We start from the raw sequence: 16,359 nt of genomic DNA, 5'->3' as shown, positions 1-16,359 counted from the left end.
GATGGAATCGCGAGAAATGCACAGGAGTTTCTGTGCCGACATAGTTTTTCAGCCATTGCGCCAAATCACGAAACTCGGCATCGGAGTCGTTCAGTGTCGGCACCACCAGATAGACAATTTCCAGCCCGACACCGGATTTTTTTATCTGCACAATGGCGTCCAGCACCGGTTTCAACTGACCGCCGACAATATTGCGATAATATTCCTCGCGAATCGCCTTCAGGTCCACTTTGACAGCATCCATCTGCGGCAGAAGTTGCGCGAGCGGCTGCGCTTCGATATAGCCGCCGGTAATCATGACCGATTTGATGCCGCTCTTATCTCCCCATTCCGCGATATCATACATATATTCATAGAATATCACCGGCTCAGAGTAGGTGTAGGCAATGACCGGAACGCGCTCCCTTATACAGGTATCGACGGCTGCCTGAGGGGGGAGTTCAAAGTTGTCGGTCTGCTCCGGTCGCATCTGTGAAATCTCCCAGTTCTGACAGAATTTGCAGTTGACATTGCATCCCGCCGTCGCCAGCGAAAACGCCCTGGAACCGGGAAGAAAATGATAAAGAGGCTTTTTCTCAATTGGGTCGATATTGGCGGAGCAGGGAAGACCATAGACCAGGGAATAATAAATATCGGAACGGTTTTCCCGGGTGCCGCAGTATCCTCTTTCCAGGTCAGTCACCCGGCATTTGCGGGGGCAGATGCCGCACTCGATTCCTCCTCCCTCGAGTTTTTTGTAGAAACGGGCTTCATGCGCCGAAAGTCTCCTTGTGAAGGAGAAGGCGCAGGCGTTTTCAATGCCGCCGATGATTTGCGGAATAATTCCGGAACCGGCAATAACAGATGTCATTGCTCCGCCTCCGAGAGTTCTTAAGAATCTCCGCCGCTCCATTAGAACAGTTCTCCCTGCCGAATGGAGCCATCGACCATAAATTCCCTGATTACCAAGTCAATTTTAGTTATGTCAGCCATGCCCAATCCGAGCTTCTCAGCAGTCGCAAGATACTTAACCGCTCTCCCCGATTTTTCAAGGGTCGGCAGATGGTTCCTCGTGCGCAACTGCTCCAGAATCATTAACGCCACAGAGTCTGCCGCCACCGGGTCATCCGATAAAATAATGCCGCCGTACTCAGCCAGGAAGCGGCTGTCGAAACCGGGCCCGCCGTTAAATTGAACCCGGGCGGCGTCGATAATGGTCAGTTTCTGCTTTTCTTTAACAGGGGCAAGTCCCAGGATTTCCGCCGCAAATGGGTCACAGTTATTGTCATGATATTTGTTGGGGTTATTTATTACCCCAAAAAGATTTTTCAGTCCCCCCGACATCCCTGCGATGGAGTGGTCTTTTAGTACGGGAAGATTTATGAGCGATTGAATCTCCTCCGTCAAGATGCGGCTTACCAGCGAATTGACTTCCCCCGAGGAATAGATTTCAGGGCTATAGCCGTATCGGCTGACGTCAGTGCCGAAGACTCTCACCCCTGATGAAGAGAGATTCAGCTTAAAGCCGGCCCCTTCCAGCTCATTGCTGGTGCGGTCCCAGACGATGATCTCGTTCTCATCGCGGCCGTCTCTTGCCAGAAGCGCTATAAGCGCTTTCACCACTGCCACAGAAGTTGAATTATATTTTCTTGTCAGGCAGTTTACTTTGAGACCGACTATTCCTGGTGGAATATATCTTTTAATGGCATCACTGATTTGAACCGAACCAGCCAATTCTTTCAGTCCGACTTCGAGCATGGTGAAATAATCTGCCATACCCAGTGTCTTTGCCTTTAATGGCAATTCCCTTCGAACCACAACTACCCGGCTCATACTGTCATATACAATCGATATCACCTTGCCTGTCAACCCTTTTTTCCTTGACCGGCTGAACTCTGTGCGGTATCCTCCTGATTGCAGATATGTCACATTGTCGCACCATATTAGAGTCTTTATTAATACTCCTGGTTTGCCATTGCTCGTCTGTAACGGCGGAAGTTCGCCAGCCGGCCGTCGCCGGTCAATTCTATCCGGCAGATCGTCAAGCTCTTTCAGCAATGGTGAATGAGCATCTGAACAAAGCCATTATTTCGGAAGGAATCGATGGTGATATCATCGCTCTTATTGTGCCGCATGCCGGGTTAGTCTATTCCGGGCAGATAGCGGCGCATGCCTATAAGTTAATTGAGGGCAAAACCTTTGAGCGCGTGGTTCTCTGTGGAGTGTCGCATCGGCATCGATTTCAGGGGCTTTCGGTCTATGGTCCCGGTGTAACCTGGAAGACTCCACTGGGTGAGCTATCCTGCGACGATACCATCTGCCAGCTGATGACCGGTTCATTCAAGGGAATCGAGATTATCCCGCAAGCCCATCTTCAGGAGCATAGCCTTGAGGTGCAACTTCCTTATCTGCAGACGGTGCTTTCAGATTTCAAGATAATTCCGATACTAATGGGATACCCTGATGACGTCAATACTTCTCTGCTTGAGAAGGCACTAAACGGCATCCCCGACACGCGCCGCACCATTCTGGTCGCCTCGACCGACTGGCAACATTACCGGTCTGCTTCCGAAGGATGGAAACTGGACTCGGTCGGAATAGAATGCCTTATGAAAATTGATGCCGACTGTCTGGAGAAAAATTTAAGAGACGGCAAGACCGAAATGTGCGGCGGAGGCGCTGCGGTGGCGGTAATGCGCGCCGCCGTTAATCGAGGAGCCAACCGGGTGATGATTCTCAAGTATGGAGATTCCGGCGATATCAGCGATGACAAAAGCAGCGTAGTCGGCTATCTCGCCGCGGTGATTTATCGCTCCGCGGAGAAATCTTCAATGGGGGAAAGCAAAGTGGAGGGAAGGCCGCCTTCGGTCTCATCCGGTGCGGCTTCTGATTCTTCATTATTCAGCGAATGGGACCTGACGCCCGAAGTAAAAAGGAAACTCTTGAGCCTGGCTCGCCGTTCGATACAGTCGTATTTGGAGAACCGCGCCCTTCCTGCCGTTGATTCTGACAAGATTCTGGATAAACGGGGCGCCGCTTTTGTAACCTTGACCCGCAATGGTCATCTTCGCGGCTGCATAGGGCAAACGGCTGCCAGCGAGTCGATATCAAAGACGGTCGCGTACTGCGCTGTCCAGGCTGCTTTCGGCGACCCCCGTTTTGTACCGGTCGGTCCCGATGAACTGCCGCAACTGCATATTGAAATCTCCATCCTGACCCCTCTGGAAAAGATAATATCTCTTGATGAGATCGAGGTCGGTCGTGACGGGTTAATGATTACCTACGGTAACAGCCGGGGGCTGCTGCTTCCGCAGGTGGCGGTTTCTTATCGATGGAGCCGCGAGGAATTTCTGGTACAACTCTGTCGCAAAGCCGGTATTCCCTCAGACAGCTATCGTTCTCCGGAGGCTGTAATCTACAAGTTTGGGGCTATTGTCTTCGGGGAATAAGGGCATCCTTGACAAGCGGTTTTTATATTGTTATGATAACAATTTACAGGAAAATGGAGGTTCCATTTGATTTACGGAGTCATACTGGCCGGCGGACGGGGAGAAAGATTCTGGCCCCTTTCTCGCGCTGACCGCCCCAAACAGCTTCTGCGACTCATTTCCGACCGGACTATGCTGCAAGAGACTATTGACCGCGTTTTGCCGCTGATTCCTATGGAGCGGATTTATGTTGTTACCTCCGAAAATATGACCGGGCCGATTCTGGACGAAATTCCTTCCTTGAAACCGGAAAATATCCTGGCTGAACCGCGCGGTCGCAACACCTGCCTTGCCATAGGACTTGCCGCGGAACATCTAAGCAAGACTGACCCTGATGCCGTCATGGTGGTCCTCTCCGCCGACCATATCATTCGCCCCGCGGAGCGGTTGATTGAGATTATAAAATCGGGGGCGGAAGTTGCCGCGGAAGAAGAGCGATTAATAACAATCGGCATCGAGCCGACCCGCGCCGAGACCGGATATGGTTATATAAAACTGGGGCAGCAGCATAAAGTGGCCAATGGATACGCCTTCTATTCGGTCGATGCCTTCACCGAAAAACCGAAAGCGGTAGTGGCGCAGGAATATTACTACGGGCGGAAACATCTCTGGAATTCCGGGATGTTTATCTGGTCGGTAAAATCGATTCTCGGTTCCATCAGTCAGTGCCAGCCGGAGATGGGAGAGATGCTCGGCAGATATGCCCGGGGCATCGGTACCGGCGATGAATGGGCGCTTCGGACAGACCTCTATGACAAAGCCGAGCCGATTTCTATTGATTTTGCCGTTCTGGAGAATGCTGAAAATGTCTTGACCATAAAAGCCGATATTCTCTGGGATGATGTTGGGAGCTGGAATGCCCTTGAGCGGTATAAAGATAAAGACCGCGAGAATAATGTGATTATAGGCGCCGCCAAAGTATCGGATGTATATGAGACCACCATCTATAATGAGACTGATGGCGTGATTGTATCAATCGGTGTCTCTGACCTGGTTATTGTCAAGACCGATAAGGTGGTCCTTGTGGTACATAAGACGAAAGCCAATGATATTAAGAAAATCCTCTCTCAGTTTTCGGAAGACAAGGACCTGCAGAAATTCCTATAAATATGAAGACAATATTGACTGCAGTTTTGCTCTTATCGCTGACGGTGGCGGCCGGTTGCGGCGGCGTGCGCTTAGCCAAAGGGAAAGATGACAAAGGAAAAGCCCGATTCTCGCCGGAGACATATCCTCTAAATATTCCTGAAGATTTAACCATCGTTCCGGCGCTCTATCCGCTGCCGACGCCCGACTCGGCACCGGGGCAACTTTTGCCGCCTGCCCACCAGCAATTGTCCCGCCCCGACACCGCCACGACGCCGCTGGAGCTGTATCGGGTGCAGATATTCACATCCCGCACCTACGGTCCGGCCGTTCGGGAGCAGAGTATCGCCTCGGAAATTTTCGATAAGAAAGTAGCCCTTGATTACGAGGTCCCCTATTACAAAGTGCGCCTCGGTGATTTCGATAATCGCCGTCAAGCCGAAGATTATCTATTTATCGCCAAAGATGCCGGTTACGACTCTGCCTGGGTGGTGCGGGTGACAATGAATGTCCAGAATCTTGAGCCGACCTATCGCACCACTGATGCCGAGAGCCGTTATCAATCGCCGGCCGCGCCAGTGGAAATTGAAATCGATAATGACAGCGCCTCTAATCCTGGATATTAATCCCTATGCCCCTCGTGGTGATATCATCATGAAAGCCGCCGCCATATTGAGAGACGACGGTCTTATCGTGGCGCCGACAGAAACACGTTACGGCTTATTGGCGCGCCATGACCATCGCCGCGCTCTGGAGAAAATGATTAAGTTGAAAGGACGGAAGGCCGAGATACCGGTTGCCCTTTTTGTGCCCTCCATTGCTGATATAAACAAACTGGGCGAATTGAACCACCGCGCCGAGGCGCTGGCGCATAAGTATCTGCCCGGTCCATTGACGTTAGTATTAAAAGCCAAGAGAGACCTGGGTCCTCCCCTGGCAGTTGACGGCAAGATAGGGATACGGTATTCGTCATCGGAAGTGATTAAGGCGCTTTTGGCCGTTTCTGATTTCTATCCTACGGCGACCAGCGCTAACCTGTCCGGACATGAGCAGCCGGTTACAGTCGATGAAATCGCCGCCATGTTGGGTGACAGCATATCCTTATATTTGAATAGCGGTCCGCTGGCGGGTGATGTCTCCACGGTCGTGGATTGCTCGGGGGCAGTAACGATAATCCTTCGCGAGGGAGCCATCACGAAATCTGAAATTGACCGCTTTCTGGAGACGGCATGAGTGAGGAGAGATTCAGAGTTATGTTTGTCTGCACGGGCAATACCTGTCGTTCCCCGATGGCGGAGGGGGGACTGCGCAAACTCCTTCAAAACCGCGGAATTGATTGGATCGATGTCTATTCCGCCGGAACGGCCGCGGCCTCCGGTTTCCCTCCGACCATTTACGCCATTGAAGCCTGCCGGATATGGGAGGCCGATATCAGCGGACATAAGTCCCGTCCTTTGACCGCAGAGTTGATTGAACAGACTGATTTGATACTCGCCATGACACCGGCGCACTGTTATGAAGTGGTGCGCCTTTCGCCCGAAGCCCGCTCGCGCACGTTCCTTCTGAGGAATTTCCCGGATGCCGGATGCGACGGCGAAGGAATCGCCGACCCGATAGGCGGGTCGCTGGATATGTACAATCAGACCTTTATTGAGATAGGTGAAGAAATCGGGCGGATTCTTCCTGTGATAATTGAAAGGGCGGAAAAGAAAAGGGCTCAATGAGACAGGAATGACCAAGAAAATCTTAATCACATTGGGTATTGTCGCTGCCGCCGCGGCCGCCTATTTTGTCTATGCCTCCCTGCGACCGGTTTCGGCTCAGGCAACCCAGGAGGCTTTGCCCGACCAGGGACTTGACCGCTATATTGAAAATAACGCTTTCGGCCTGGGCGAGAAGCTGACCTTCGATATCGGCTACGGCTTCATTAATGCCGGCTATGCCACGATGGAAGTTGCTGACCTGATAGAGTACAACGGTCGTCCCTGTTACCAGATTATCTCGACCGCCAACTCCAATAAGTTTTTCTCCTCTTTTTACCGGGTTGAAGATGTTGTTACATCTATAGTAGATGGCGTTGGCCTCTTTTCCTGGTACTTCGAAAAGAAATTGAGCGAGGGAAGTTACCGCGCCCATAAGAAATACAGCTTTGACCAGCTCAATCACCGCGTTTTCTATGAGAAGGATACCATTGAAGTCCCACCATATGTGCAGGATGCTCTCTCCATCCTTTATTATGTGCGAACACAAGAGCTGAAGGTAGGTGAATCGATATTTGTGGAGAATTTCACCGATGGCAAGAAATATCCGCTGGAGGTGAAAGTGCATCGGAAGGAAACCATCCGCGTCAAAGCCGGAAAATTCGATTGTATCGTGGTCGAGCCGCTGCTTTTGAGCTCAGGAATATTCAAGCATGAAGGGAAACTGACGGTCTGGCTGACCGATGACCGCCTGAAAATGCCGGTTTTAATGAAGTCGAAAGTTCTGGTAGGCTCAATCTCGGCCGAATTGACCGACTACAAACTGGGCGAAATTGTGGATTTTTGAAGGTTATGAGCCGTTTCCAGCAAATTGATTTAAAAAAGGTTCGCCTGGTCTCCTTAAAGAAGCGCCCCAGCAAGACCGCTATCGGCAATTTCGGCCGGGCGCTGGAGACGACAGGGGCTGACCGCTTTTTTGCGTCACTGCCCCGATTTCTGAAAGCGGAGGAACTTCAGGAGTTCCTCAAAGCGGTCGCCAGAGCGCGCCGCAAAGGACGCCCCTTTCATCTGATGCTTGGCGCTCATGTCATCAAAGTCGGGCTTTCGGACGTGATAATCGACCTGATGAATCGCCGCATCGTTACCGGTCTCTCCTTCAATTCCGCCGGCTTGATTCATGACCTGGAGCTTGCCTTTGGCGGAAGAACCTCGGAAGATGTCGCCGCCGGTCTGCGAGACGGCTCCTTTGGTATGGCGGAGGAAACAGGACATATGTACGCCGAAATTGTCCGGCTCGCTATAGAAGACGAACTCGGTCTCGGTGAAGCGGCCGGGAAGTTTTTGAACCGACCGAAATTTCCTTTTCGCAAGCATTCGCTCTTTGCGGCGGCGGAGCGTTTGTCGATGCCGGTGACGGTTCATCTGGGAATCGGCACTGACATCGTTCAGCAACATCCCGTTTTTGATGCCGCTGCCGCCGGCGAGGCATCCTTCCGCGACTTCAAGATTCTTGCCAATATCCTGCTGTCGGCCGACCGGGGCGGGGTGGTCGCCAATATCGGTTCCGCCGTTATTCTGCCGGAGGTTTTTCTGAAGGCTTTAACCGTGGCGCGGAATATTGGCAAGCATACCCCGAATATCACGACCGCCAATTTCGATATGATTAACCACTATCGTCCCGCAATGAATATCGTTCGCCGGCCTACCGAAACCGGGGGCAAGGGATACAATTTCATCGGTCATCACGAAATAATGATTCCCCTGATGGCCTGGGGATTGAAATCGTTTGTCAGAGTCACCAAGTAGATTCTGGGAGTTGCCTATATGATTAGACTTGTCGAATGTGTGCCTAATTTTTCCGAAGGGCGCCGAAAAGATGTTATTGATAGAATTGTCGCCGCCATCACCTCTGTTCCATCGGTGGTACTGCTTGACCGGGAGATGGATGCCGACCATAATCGCGCCGTGGTCACCTTTGTCTGCCCGCCGGAAGATGCGGTCGAAGCCTGTTTTCGAGGTTATAAAGAAGCGGCCGAACTGATAGATATGCGGACTCATCAGGGGGAGCATCCCCGGATGGGGGCGACCGACGTCTGTCCCTTCATTCCGATTTCTGATTTCAGCGAAGCGGAAGCGATTGAATTGGCAAACCAGCTGGGCCGACGGGTAGGGGAGGAGCTGCAGATACCGGTTTATCTGTATGAATCAGCCGCCACCCACCCGGACCGCCAGAATCTCGCTTATGTCCGGCGCGGAGAATATGAGGCGATCCGGGATGAAATCGAAACCAACCCGAGCCGCAAACCGGATTACGGTCCATCGAAGATGAACCTCAAGGCGGGAGCCACCGCCATTGGTGTCCGTTTCCCGCTGGTTGCGTTCAATGTCTATCTTGATACCGACCGCGTTTCTATCGCCAAGAAAGTCGCTAATGCCGTTCGCTTTGCCAAGGGCGGATATCGCTTTGTTAAGGCGATGGGCTTCTCCATAAAAGAGCGCAATCTGGTGCAGGTCTCGATGAACCTGGTCAACTATACTCAGACCCCGCTCTTTCGGGTATTCGAGACAATTAAGTCCGAGGCTGCCCGTTACGGGGTCAATGTTCTATCCTCAGAAATAATTGGACTTGTTCCTCAACAGGCGCTGCTTGATGTTGCCGACTTTTATCTTCGCCTCGAAAATTTTACAGCGGCTCAGGTACTGGAAGAAAAACTGCGCCGCAGCGGAGTTGGTGGCGGCGGTGTTGCCGCATCATTCTACGATGAAGTTGCCTCTTCATCTCCGACCCCCGGTGGCGGCTCGGTAGCCGCTTCGGCCGGAGCTTTGGCGGCGGCGCTTGATGCCATGGTCTGCCGTCTGACGGTTGGGAAGAAAAAGTATGTCGATGTTCAGCAGGAATTGACTGCTATCCGCGACAGAGCCGAAACCTTGCGGGCGCAATTGACGGAAATGATTAAGAAGGACGGCGAAGCGTTTGACAAGGTGATGTCTGCCCGCAAACTGCCTAGAGATACCGAATCTGAAATAAGCCGACGCAATGCGGAAATCATAGCCGCTACCAAGCAGGCCGCCCTGGCGCCGCTGGAGACCGCCCGGCTTTCCCTGCAGGTGCTGGAACTGACCCGTATTGTTGCCGAAAAGGGGAATGTCAATTCCGTGTCTGATGCCGGTGTCTCGGCGCTGATGGCAAAAGCCGCCATTGAGGGAGCCATATATAATGTGAAGATAAATATCTCCTCTCTGGACGATACCCAGTTTGTGGAAAACCTGCGCCGGGAAATCGCCGGTTTACAGGAAAAAAGCAGCCTGCTTGCCGATGAAATCCGGAAGGTCGTGGAGAGCAAGCTTTAGATGTACGACCGCATCGACCTGCATATTCATACCTATTACTCGGATGGACTGAATTCCCCAGTGGAAATCCTCGAGATTGTCCGGTCAAAGAGTCTGCGCGCTTTTGCCATTTGCGACCACGATAACCTGCAGGGATATCGCGAAATCAGGAAACTCCTCAGGACCGATGACCCGGAGTTAATCAGCGGGGTAGAGCTGTCAGCCGGAAAGGGGACCGATGATATACATCTGCTGGGGTATTTTATTGACGCAGACAATCCGGCTTTGACCGATGCTCTTGCCGATTTTCGCCAAAAAAGGAACCGCCGCGGCGAAATAATGTTAAGCAAATTAAAAAAGATGGGAGTCGAAATCCCTCTGGAACTTGTAAAAGAGATTGCCGGTAACTCCGCCATCGGGAGGCCGCATGTTGCCGATGCCCTGCTCAGAATCGGCGCGGTAAAATCGTATGAAGCCGCTTTTGGAAAATATATCGGGGATAAATCGCCCGCCTATGTCCCCAAGGAAAATATGAGCCCGGCCGAGGCTATCGCTCTTATTCATAACGCCGGCGGTCTGGCAGTCCTGGCGCACCCCGGAATCGGCAATGTCTCCCGTTTCATTGACGACCTGGTGCCGATTGGCCTGGATGGCATCGAAATTTATCATCCCAATCATAACAGCCAGCACCGGACCCGCTACAAGAAGATTGCCCAGGAGCATAATCTATTAATCACCGGCGGCTCCGATTTCCATGGGCGTGACGGCAAATACGGGCTCATCGGAAGTGAACCGGTCGCCTATGATATTCTCGAATCACTGAAAGCAAGATACAATTCAAGAAATAGAGGTATCCATTGAAAACGTCACTTGTATTTATGATTCTTCTGATGCTCTTTGCGGCAGGGACCGCGGCTGCCGAAACATTGAGCGAACAGTACCAGCAGGATTTGCTCGACCGAATGCGGTATCTTCGGGGCGCTGGACCTATACCGGTCTCCCTCGATTCTGTAGAGCAGCCCCATTGCGGCACCAGTATCGCCTTCGAATTATTCTTGAATCTGCCTCAGATGTCGGAGTCGTTCCGCGCCGCCAAGCCGATGGCTCGTCCCGCTCTTTCCGATTCGATGGTCTCGCCGGCGCAGAGATTTATGATACATTACACCACCTCGGGAGTTGACGCCGTCTATCAGTCAAATGTCGATATCGCTCCGGCCGACGGCATTCCTGATTATGTCAATCGGGTGTCCGAAATCGCCGATTCCGTATATAATTTTATAACGGTCTATCTCGGTTTCCCGTCGCCGCCTCAGGATGATTTTTACCCCGACGGGGGCGACTCTCTCTATGACATTTATATCCAGGAACTCGGCTTGTCATATTACGGCTATACCCAGGGGGAAATCGCCATCAACGCGCAGTCGGCAACTTCTTACCTGGTAATTGACAATAATTACAATTTTGCCCCGTACAGCACCCGTCCTCTCGATGCGGTTCGTGTTACTGTGGCCCACGAATTTTTTCACGCCATCCATTTCGGTATGGATTATACCGAGTACGAGGGCGCCAACACCTATGATGACCCGGCGCGACTGTACTGGTGGGAGATGTCCTCCACCTGGATGGAAGAGGCGGCGTACGACGCCATCAATGACTATTACGGTTATCTCAAGGCATTCTATGATTACCCCTGGCTGGCGCTTCAGGATTTCTCCATCGGCAACTCGCTGCATCCCTATGGCGCGGCGGTGTTCCCGATATATTTGAGCGAGAAATTCGGACCGAGCATTGTGCGCGAAATCTGGGAGCGCTGTCGCGATTACGGCACCGGACCGCAGTTCCTTCGCGCCGCCAATGAGGCGATAATGGAGCTCTCGACGGGGGAATATGATTTGGGGCGCGCTTTTGCCGAGTTCAGCGTCTATAATCTGTTTACCGGTCCCCGTTCGGTAAGAGCTCCGCTCTCATATCGCTATGTAAGGAATACAGCGGTGGACACAGTAGCGACACCACTGGTTTTCTCCGAGGCGGCGAATTATCCGATGATACCTGATTCGGCTTTTATCCCGCATGCCAGCTATCCCTTCTTTATGGTGTGGCCCTGGCCCAGTACTACCCCGGAGATAACCGCCGAAAAAATGGGATATTTCAAACAGCGGGTGCCGCAAAACCTGGCGTCAAACTATATAACGCTTAATAATCTTGGACCGGGCGACGACACCGCTATCTTCCGCTTCACCGGCGACCGGATTACCTCTTTACAGCTGCGGTGGCATACGGCTGTAGTCGGCTTTCCGATCAATTCAGGTTCGCCGGCGGATGTTCGCATACATTACCTGACCGATTCGGCTATTGTCGTTGATTCCATGTTCACCTCCGGATTTTTCAGGTTCTACGCCATACCATCGGTATCATCGATTATAAACTCTGCCTATATTGACGGCGCCACTGGATATCATTTTGGGTATCTTGTGGCCGATTCCGTGACGGAGGTTGACCTCGACGACAGCACCAAACTTCGCTTCAAAGTGCTTGCCCCGTATCCCAATCCGATGGTAGTTAAATCAGACAATGATGAGATAACTTTCAGAGTCGAATTTGAGCGCGAAGCCGGTATACCGGGCGGCACCAAAGTCTTTGTTTCCGTAGACTTGTTCAACGCCGCCGGAGAAAAGGTGCTCTCGCCGAATTTGACTGACAGCATCGGCGAAGTGCTCTGGCCTGTCAATGAAGATGAATGGGAATGGTCCTGGAATCTGCTTAACGACAAAGGCAAGGCGGTGGCGCCCGGAGTCTATATTGCGGTCATAAGACTGGAAGTCCCCGACGCCAATATCAGCACGGTCAAAAAGTACAAGCTTGCCGTTATCAAATGAGACCGTCGCCGCAGATAATAGCCAGAGTCGCGATTTTCGCGGCTCTGGTTTTTGTTTTCTCTTATTTCACCCTGCTTTTGCCCAATGTCAATCCGGCCTTTTTCATCGTCTTTTCCGCCGGCTACCTTTGGGGTATCTGGCCCGGAATCGGGGTCGGCTCTATAGGCTTTTTCCTCTGGTCCAATCTGAATCCTTCCGGTCCGGTCGCCTTTCCGCTGCTTCTTTCGCAACTGGCGGGAATCTCCCTTTCGGCGGCGGTAGGAGTCGGCGCATTCAAGTTTGCCGGTGTAAACAAGAAAGAAGCCGGGCTTCTCCTGATATTGAGCGCCGCAGGAATTCTGACCGGCATGCTTTATCATCTGGTGGTTGACATAGTTGACGCCTGGCTTTATCAGCCGTTTTGGCCCCGGTTCATATCCGGTCTGGCATTTTCATTGATTACCATTATTTCAAATGGTATAATATTCCCGTTGTTCTATCCCGCTTTGAAATTTTTGCAGGAGCGAGAAAGCCGACGGCGAAAATGATAAGAGTCATTTCATCCGCCCTTCTTATCGTAATCATTTTATCGGGGCAGGTTGTTGCACAGGAGGTTCCCCTCGACACTATCCGGATTCCTTCGGGCGATTCGGTGTTGATTATTACCCCCGAGATGCTCCAGCAGAAGCTACAAAAAGTTGATACACTCGGTTTCGAGAAATATATCTTCTATGATTCTCTGACAGTGCGAGCGTTGCCGTCACGTTTAGACCTTCGCCCCGATGCCAATCGCTCTTTTCTTCATGATGCCGGCGATTTCTTAAAATTTGCTCCTTCTTATTCAGTCATTGAGGACCACCAGACGCCTCAGAGAAAAACGGCCGCTCCATTTAGTCTGCCGGGGGAGCGGTTGAATCTCATACTGGACGGACGACCGCTTGCTCCGAGTGAGCATATTCTTCAGCCCGATGGCCTGACTGATTTGAATGATATTCCAGATTTTGCATCGGGAGGAGTGTACAGTGTAGAGGGTCCGCTGGGGATGGCATTCGGCGCCGAGAACGCCGTTTCCTCTCTCATAATGACTCTGCCCAGACCGGAAAGAGGAAAAGCCCTCTCCGGGCTGGTGGTCGATAAAGGCTCCTGGGGTTATGCCAACACCAGAGCGCAATTCACCAGTGAGAGCCAGAAAGGGCGGAGGATTGCCGCGGCGGTGCAGTATCGCAAAGCGAATGGCGCTTACCTGTTTCTGAGCGACAGCGCCTATCATCAGTGGGGCGAAATATATCAGCCTGTCGGCAAGAGATGGAGTCTGAATCTGCAGGGATGGCTCTACCGCCGTATGGGAACACTGGCAATCTATCCTGATACTATCTTTTATCCGATGACCCGCGACCGACGAGAGCAGCAGTTTCAAGGCGCAATTGAGTACTATCATTCCAGCGCCGCCACCAGCGCCCTGGAATATGGTTTCCGAAAGTCAGAATCGCGTCCCTCCGGTTCTCTTACAAATTACAAGCGGGCCCTTAAGATTTTTGATAACAGTCTCCGCCTTTTCCATTATCATCGGTTCGGGACAGTTGACAGCCGCCTCGAAGTCATCGGCGGCGAAGAAGAGTTTGACGATCTTGGGGTTAACCATAAGCGGTGGCATACAAAAGCGGCAGTAACTTTATCCACGGGCGACTCCAGCTCGAATCTGACCCTTTATAGCTCGGTGGCAAAGGTGGAAAGATTCGACCCTCTTCCGGCGGCGATGTTGTCCTATCAAAGGAACCGTGAGCGCTCCTTTATTCAGATATCGGCCGGGTATGTTGGAAAATTTCCCCGTCAGTCGCTGCTTTATCTTACATCACAGGCGGAAAAACTTCTCGACCTGAACACGTTTGACTATTATGAAGCGGGGAATCCTGAACTCAAACCGGAAAAGCAGTTGGTGGGGAATTTGACCGTTGGTCTTGGCCGCACGAACAATGACCTGGTTCTTTCCGCAACTGGCGGCAAAATCTTTGATGGCATAGATTGGCTCCGGCGCGCCGATACTTTGACCGGTCCCTTTTATCGCCCCGGCACTCACGACCTGGAGTTTATCTCTACTTCGCTGGTCAAAACTATCTCCTATCGCGACAATATTTATTGGAAAGGAGGAGGGAGTTATCGCTATCTGACCCTTACCGACAATGACAATCCCCCCTATGCGCCGGAGTATCAATTGTTCTCAGGGCTGGAGCTTTCCTATCAATTCCGCAAACCGCCTATCAGACTCTACGGCTATATCGAGGGGCAATATTATGGTCCCTATCATGGTTTCCGTGGCAAGGAACTGGGTCAGGACCCGATTATCAATTTGAAGTTCTCATTCTCCATCAAGTCATTTCGCTTCTATTACATTTTCCAGAATATCACGGGCGCGGCGTATGCGCTTCGAGAGGACGCTGTTATCCCCACCTGGTACGACTTTTTTGGTTTCAGCTGGAATTTTATCGATTGAACTGCCCGGCATCTGCGGCAAAAAACTGCTCGCTTCTAATGTACCAGTTCGGCCAATCGTTGCGGGGTGAATTCCCGTATAAAAATAGACAATCCGGTTAAGAACCATTAATCTTCTATTTCTAAATTTTTGGGAAACTTTTGGAACCGTTGGTTGTTACGGGAAACAGTTTAACGTAACATTACAAATTATAAAGAAGGGAAAAATATGTCGTACGAGTGGAAATTCAATCCCCGTCCCTATTCCGATGAGGAAGCCAAGAAACTTCTTAAGGACGTCGTTTCACCGGAAACGACCGACTGGCACTACAATACTCATCACAAAGGGTATGTAACATTTCTCAACAAAATTGAAGCGGCGCTGGAAAAAGCCGATCGCGCTGCCGCCAATGGCAATTATTCTGAAATCGGCGAACTGAAACGCCGTCTGACATGGAACCACGGCGGCACCGTGTTGCACGATGTTTACTGGGAGGTTTTGGGAGGCGATGGCGACCCCTCCAAGGGGAAAGAGGTCTTAGCCGCCATCGAGAAAGAATTTGGAAGTTTTGACAACTGGAAAGCCGATTTCAAGGCGACCGCAATCGCCGCCAAACTTTCCGGCTGGGGTGTTCTGGTCTTTGACCGTCTTTACAGCGGTCGCCTGCTCAATGTCTTAGTTGATGAGCATCATTATGGCGCTATCTGGGGCGGTGTGCCGCTGATTTCCCTGGATGTGTTCGAACATGCCTATTACCACAAAGATGGTCCCGGGCGCGCCAAATATATAGACAACTTTCTTGCCAACCTGCATTGGGGAAGAATTAACGAGCGGTTCAAAAAGTACGCCAAATAGTTTTTACTCCGTATAGTGCAATAGAAATTGCGGTCGACCATAATGGCTGACCGCAATTTTTATTGAAGTCAAAGTCATCTCCTGAATCAATTATAAATTATGGACTGTCGCGATAAGTTTCCCTGTCGCTCAGACCATATCTGCTGTGAGTTCTTGCAGAAATTCTTCTATTGTCCGCGGATTATATCCCAGCTCCTTTCTTGCTTTAGAAATATCATAGAAGAACCGCAGTTTCGCCAACCGGGCAATTCCGCGATTCACCCGCGGTCCCTTGCCGTGCGGTCCGCCGATATGCCGCAGCCGGTATAGCAGCTCACCGACATATCCCACCGGGTAAAGAAGTGACACCGGAATTTTAAGCCAGGGGCGTCTAATCCTGAAAAACTCCCGGGCGACGGCAAAAAGACGCAAAGTATCGATGTTGTCGCCGGCAAGTATATACCGCTCTCGGTTCCTTCCTCGTTCCAGCGCGGAAATTATCCCCTCTATCACGTCATCGGCATGCACCAGGTTCACGCCGAAATCGAAATAGAAAGGGATAATTTGCGGTATCTTCTTCAAATCGGTCCTTGTAATTTTTCGCTCCGGCGGATAGA

General features: G+C 51.5%; 16 protein-coding genes. 13 read left to right on the top strand and 3 right to left on the bottom strand.

Going from position 1 to position 16,359, the window contains the following annotated elements; translation table 11 throughout:
• A partial coding sequence (gene amrS / locus AB1690_04730) for an AmmeMemoRadiSam system radical SAM enzyme (GenBank protein ID MEW6014609.1) occupies positions 1–850 on the bottom strand: 850 nt, incomplete at its 3' end.
• A gap of 41 nt (positions 851–891) precedes the next feature.
• A complete protein-coding gene (locus tag AB1690_04725) occupies positions 892–1,848 on the bottom strand; it encodes a DUF362 domain-containing protein (protein MEW6014608.1) in 957 nt (318 codons plus the stop codon).
• 53 nt (positions 1,849–1,901) lie between these two features.
• On the opposite strand from AB1690_04725, the gene amrB reads away from it, so the two are divergent.
• From amrB to AB1690_04660, 13 genes are all read left to right on the top strand, one after another.
• The gene (amrB, locus tag AB1690_04720; protein ID MEW6014607.1) at positions 1,902–3,428 is read left to right on the top strand and encodes an AmmeMemoRadiSam system protein B; all 1,527 of its coding nucleotides are present in this window, start codon (positions 1,902–1,904) and stop codon (positions 3,426–3,428) included.
• A gap of 66 nt (positions 3,429–3,494) precedes the next feature.
• On the top strand, positions 3,495–4,574 hold the full coding sequence (locus AB1690_04715) for a sugar phosphate nucleotidyltransferase (protein MEW6014606.1): 1,080 nt from the start codon (positions 3,495–3,497) through the stop codon (positions 4,572–4,574).
• Positions 4,575–4,576: 2 nt separating this feature from the next.
• Positions 4,577–5,179 carry an SPOR domain-containing protein gene (locus AB1690_04710; GenBank protein ID MEW6014605.1) on the top strand — a complete coding sequence of 201 codons (603 nt, stop codon included), beginning with the start codon at positions 4,577–4,579 and terminating at the stop codon, positions 5,177–5,179.
• Entirely contained in the window at positions 5,151–5,786 is a 636-nt protein-coding gene (locus AB1690_04705) for an L-threonylcarbamoyladenylate synthase (GenBank protein ID MEW6014604.1), read from the top strand. Before AB1690_04710 ends, AB1690_04705 begins: the two co-directional genes overlap by 29 nt.
• Complete coding sequence (locus AB1690_04700; protein MEW6014603.1) at positions 5,783–6,277, top strand: low molecular weight protein arginine phosphatase; 495 nt, start codon at positions 5,783–5,785, stop codon at positions 6,275–6,277. Before AB1690_04705 ends, AB1690_04700 begins: the two co-directional genes overlap by 4 nt.
• Positions 6,278–6,284: 7 nt before the next feature.
• Positions 6,285–7,100, top strand: coding sequence for a DUF3108 domain-containing protein (locus AB1690_04695; GenBank protein MEW6014602.1), 816 nt, complete (start codon positions 6,285–6,287; stop codon positions 7,098–7,100).
• Between the two features lie 5 nt (positions 7,101–7,105).
• Entirely contained in the window at positions 7,106–8,059 is a 954-nt protein-coding gene (locus tag AB1690_04690) for a hypothetical protein (GenBank protein MEW6014601.1), read from the top strand.
• An 18-nt stretch (positions 8,060–8,077) separates the two neighbouring features.
• Positions 8,078–9,604, top strand: coding sequence for a glutamate formimidoyltransferase (gene ftcD / locus AB1690_04685; GenBank protein ID MEW6014600.1), 1,527 nt, complete (start codon positions 8,078–8,080; stop codon positions 9,602–9,604).
• Positions 9,605–10,444, top strand: coding sequence for a PHP domain-containing protein (locus AB1690_04680; GenBank protein MEW6014599.1), 840 nt, complete (start codon positions 9,605–9,607; stop codon positions 10,442–10,444).
• Positions 10,441–12,459 (top strand): MXAN_6640 family putative metalloprotease, encoded by a 2,019-nt coding sequence (locus AB1690_04675; GenBank protein ID MEW6014598.1) that lies wholly within the window; start codon positions 10,441–10,443, stop codon positions 12,457–12,459. The genes AB1690_04680 and AB1690_04675 overlap by 4 nt, the downstream gene beginning before the upstream one ends.
• The gene (locus AB1690_04670) at positions 12,456–12,986 is read left to right on the top strand and encodes a hypothetical protein (GenBank protein ID MEW6014597.1); all 531 of its coding nucleotides are present in this window, start codon (positions 12,456–12,458) and stop codon (positions 12,984–12,986) included. The genes AB1690_04675 and AB1690_04670 overlap by 4 nt, the downstream gene beginning before the upstream one ends.
• The gene (locus AB1690_04665; GenBank protein ID MEW6014596.1) at positions 12,983–14,929 is read left to right on the top strand and encodes a hypothetical protein; all 1,947 of its coding nucleotides are present in this window, start codon (positions 12,983–12,985) and stop codon (positions 14,927–14,929) included. Before AB1690_04670 ends, AB1690_04665 begins: the two co-directional genes overlap by 4 nt.
• A gap of 207 nt (positions 14,930–15,136) precedes the next feature.
• A complete protein-coding gene (locus tag AB1690_04660; protein MEW6014595.1) occupies positions 15,137–15,763 on the top strand; it encodes a superoxide dismutase in 627 nt (208 codons plus the stop codon).
• Between the two features lie 129 nt (positions 15,764–15,892).
• Here the strand turns inward: AB1690_04660 and AB1690_04655 are convergent.
• Positions 15,893–16,359: hypothetical protein (locus AB1690_04655; GenBank protein MEW6014594.1), on the bottom strand; the 467-nt coding region annotated here is incomplete at its 5' end.

The organism is Candidatus Zixiibacteriota bacterium (assembly GCA_040753495.1).
GTDB lineage: Bacteria > Zixibacteria > MSB-5A5 > GN15 > PGXB01 > DYGG01.
The sequence above is the reverse complement of the archived record's forward strand: the minus strand, read 5'-3'. Positions and strand labels throughout refer to the sequence as shown.

Coding starts and splice junctions, on each gene's coding strand:
- AB1690_04695 (MEW6014602.1), top strand. CDS start 6,285: ATGACCAAGAAAATCTTAATCACATTGGGTATTGTCGCTGCCGCCGCG.
- AB1690_04680 (MEW6014599.1), top strand. CDS start 9,605: ATGTACGACCGCATCGACCTGCATATTCATACCTATTACTCGGATGGA.
- AB1690_04690 (MEW6014601.1), top strand. CDS start 7,106: ATGAGCCGTTTCCAGCAAATTGATTTAAAAAAGGTTCGCCTGGTCTCC.
- ftcD (MEW6014600.1), top strand. CDS start 8,078: ATGATTAGACTTGTCGAATGTGTGCCTAATTTTTCCGAAGGGCGCCGA.
- amrB (MEW6014607.1), top strand. CDS start 1,902: ATGTCACATTGTCGCACCATATTAGAGTCTTTATTAATACTCCTGGTT.
- AB1690_04710 (MEW6014605.1), top strand. CDS start 4,577: ATGAAGACAATATTGACTGCAGTTTTGCTCTTATCGCTGACGGTGGCG.
- AB1690_04705 (MEW6014604.1), top strand. CDS start 5,151: ATGACAGCGCCTCTAATCCTGGATATTAATCCCTATGCCCCTCGTGGT.
- AB1690_04660 (MEW6014595.1), top strand. CDS start 15,137: ATGTCGTACGAGTGGAAATTCAATCCCCGTCCCTATTCCGATGAGGAA.
- AB1690_04670 (MEW6014597.1), top strand. CDS start 12,456: ATGAGACCGTCGCCGCAGATAATAGCCAGAGTCGCGATTTTCGCGGCT.
- AB1690_04665 (MEW6014596.1), top strand. CDS start 12,983: ATGATAAGAGTCATTTCATCCGCCCTTCTTATCGTAATCATTTTATCG.
- AB1690_04700 (MEW6014603.1), top strand. CDS start 5,783: ATGAGTGAGGAGAGATTCAGAGTTATGTTTGTCTGCACGGGCAATACC.